This window comes from Pyrobaculum sp. (genome assembly GCF_049971835.1).
Classification (GTDB): Archaea; Thermoproteota; Thermoprotei; order Thermoproteales; family Thermoproteaceae; genus Pyrobaculum.
The window spans coordinates 1-2,424 of sequence record NZ_JBMFKV010000252.1 but is presented as its reverse complement, the minus strand read 5'-3'; the positions used below and the strand labels follow the sequence as shown (position 1 = coordinate 2,424).

General features: G+C 48.8%; 3 protein-coding genes. 2 read left to right on the top strand and 1 reads right to left on the bottom strand.

Annotated elements, in window-relative coordinates; all coding sequences use genetic code 11:
- On the bottom strand, window positions 1–275 hold a 275-nt coding region (locus ACP5J3_RS13290), incomplete at its 3' end, for a recombinase family protein (RefSeq protein ID WP_428496125.1).
- 1,068 nt (window positions 276–1,343) lie between these two features.
- Here ACP5J3_RS13290 and ACP5J3_RS13285 point away from each other — a divergent pair.
- Window positions 1,344–1,688, top strand: coding sequence for a hypothetical protein (locus tag ACP5J3_RS13285; protein WP_428496124.1), 345 nt, complete (start codon window positions 1,344–1,346; stop codon window positions 1,686–1,688).
- Between the two features lie 69 nt (window positions 1,689–1,757).
- Window positions 1,758–2,303, top strand: a complete 546-nt coding sequence (locus ACP5J3_RS13280) for a hypothetical protein (RefSeq protein ID WP_428496123.1) — start codon at window positions 1,758–1,760, stop codon at window positions 2,301–2,303.
- The last annotated feature ends 121 nt before the right edge of the window (window positions 2,304–2,424 follow it).

Genomic DNA, 2,424 nt, shown 5'->3' with positions numbered 1-2,424 from the left:
AACTCTCTGTACACCGCCGCCAGCTCCCACAGCGACCTCGCCACCCTGTCCAAGGCGTAGACAACAACCCCCTGGGCCCTCCCAGCAGAAAGCGCCTCCAAGACCTGCCTCCACCCCGGCCTCTCCTGCGGAGGCACCGCGCCGGACACCCCCACGTCTCTGAAAATTTCAACCAACTTATGGCCGCTCCTCGCTGCCCAACTGAGTATCGCGTACTCCTGGTTCTCCGGCTTCTCGTCCTCCCGGGAGACCCGGACGTAGCCCACAACTTCCATGTAGAAAACCTGGCCTTGGGCAATATATGCCTAACGTCTAACTGGCTACGTGTGTGGAAACGGACGGATTGTGCGCTTCACCCGGTTTGCAACGCGGCGCCGAACGTGTTAATATTCTAATTATTATATAGTAATTACACGTTTGGGGGGTTTTGGCGGTGGGCGCGGGAATGGCCCCCTTCTGGCGCACTGGCGGCGCTGGGCCCCGTCTAAGCGCGTCTCGGCTGTTATATACGTTCCGCGCGTTTCTACGTGCCCAACGTCTTCTGACTGTTTTCCAGCCCCCTCCTTTACCGATTTAGAGAGGGGGCTCGGCGTTCAACTTTCTCTGGGTTTTCGCCTTTTAATTGTTTGTTTAAAAATACATGTTTCTACTATCTCTTGTTGTATTGTACACCTTTAGGACCCCTATCTTCGCGAAAAAAGTGTCATCCTTTTCTGTCACCCCGTCCAAATTCGCCATATGTCATCTTTACAAATTTTAGATACGCTTTGCCAATCTATATAGATGCCGGTGACACGGGGTGACATTCGACGGGGCAACACTTCACGGGGACGCTTGCTCAACATTTTTATGCCCAAATAAATAAGTCTAAACTTGGCTTGTTTTGTTCACTCGGCGTGCTTCTCGGTTACCACTACGGGGTGACATGCGCCATGTCGGCGTAAACTCTTTAAACATGTAAAGAGAAAATACGCTCTAAATCTGTAAAGAGCAAACGCCGATATGTCGCGTGTCACCACGAAACCCAAACCGAGAAGCACGTCGAGAGAAGAAATCACATATATTTTTCGTATAACGTAAATAGAGTACTAACGAAACGTAAAACGTTCCGAGTGATTTCTCAATCGTCGTATGTCACCCTGTGTCACCAGCGTCTATATAGATATTTTCGTCGGTTGAAAACTTCGTAAAGGTGACGTACGCCGAAGAAAAACGGGGTGACAGGAAAGGGTGACGTTTTTCCCGCGGAGAGGGGGTTATAACGTTGTGCAGGTTTTTCAGAAGACAGTTGAAAACGCTACTTGTTGGAGGTAAGGTTTTTAAACTAGCCAATAGTTTTGGCCATGGATGGAATAGTAAACAAATCGATTGAAAATTCGTACAGAAATCAAACGATTTCAGATTCGGTTCTGTGCCACTCCGAGGTCAGATCCTGGCACAACTCCGTATACCTCCGCGTGCCTCTCGGTTGCGTCGCCGTTGATGTACGTCCAGGCGATCTCGTGGATGTCGTCGTCGTTAAACAAGGCGGCGTCGCGGTGATGGCGGCAGGCACGGTGTACAAAATAACCAAAAGAGCCGCGGTGATATACATACCGAGATCTGAGCACAGACATCTAGTTGAGGAGCTCAAGCAGACAGGCTACGCCTTGGTTCAAAACGTAAAGAAGAGCGCAAGGCGCCAGTAGCGTATGAGCGGCTATACAGCGCGCCAAGAGTCTACACTACGCATATGTGATGTAATAAACTGCCAAGTTGTGATGAAGTACCCTCTCAGAGTGCGTTGCACATCAGGCGAAAAGGCTGTAGTAATAGAAAAAGTGTATGAAGATCGCTACCGGTGGCGCGTCGAGACTGATGAAGGGGTTCTATATCTCTACGAATTAAAAAAAGCTCAGCGTGTTTCTATCTTCAAACATATTAGAAAAGAATGTTTCAATGAGATCGTTCAGTACATCAACAATCTACTCTACTCAGCGTTTAAGGAGTGGCTGAGGAGCTATGCGTGCGCCTCTCTACGCGATCCTGCACTCGTAAAAAATTACAACATTTCTAGAACTTTCAAGAATATCGCTGAAACATATGCGCAGGTAAATGGCGCCAAAGATTTCAGTCAGGTAGTCAGAGAGCTGTGGGATATCGTGAAGAAGATGGAAGAAGAGGGGTATTTGGTATTAAAAAACGAGCTGGATGGGGCAGTTTACGAAGCTACGGTTATTATCCCAGTGTCTGCCTCAGACTGTAAGAATCTAGAAAAAGGCGGTGAAGTTGAGAAGCGTCAAGTGCGCTCATGGACGGGCTAATCAAGAAGCTGATCTACGGTGGTTACAACGTAATCCCAGTCCAAGACAAGCGGCCAGTAGGACTTGATAAGTACGAGGATCTGTACGACGAGTGGAACCCCGAGAAGTGCGTCGTGGCCAT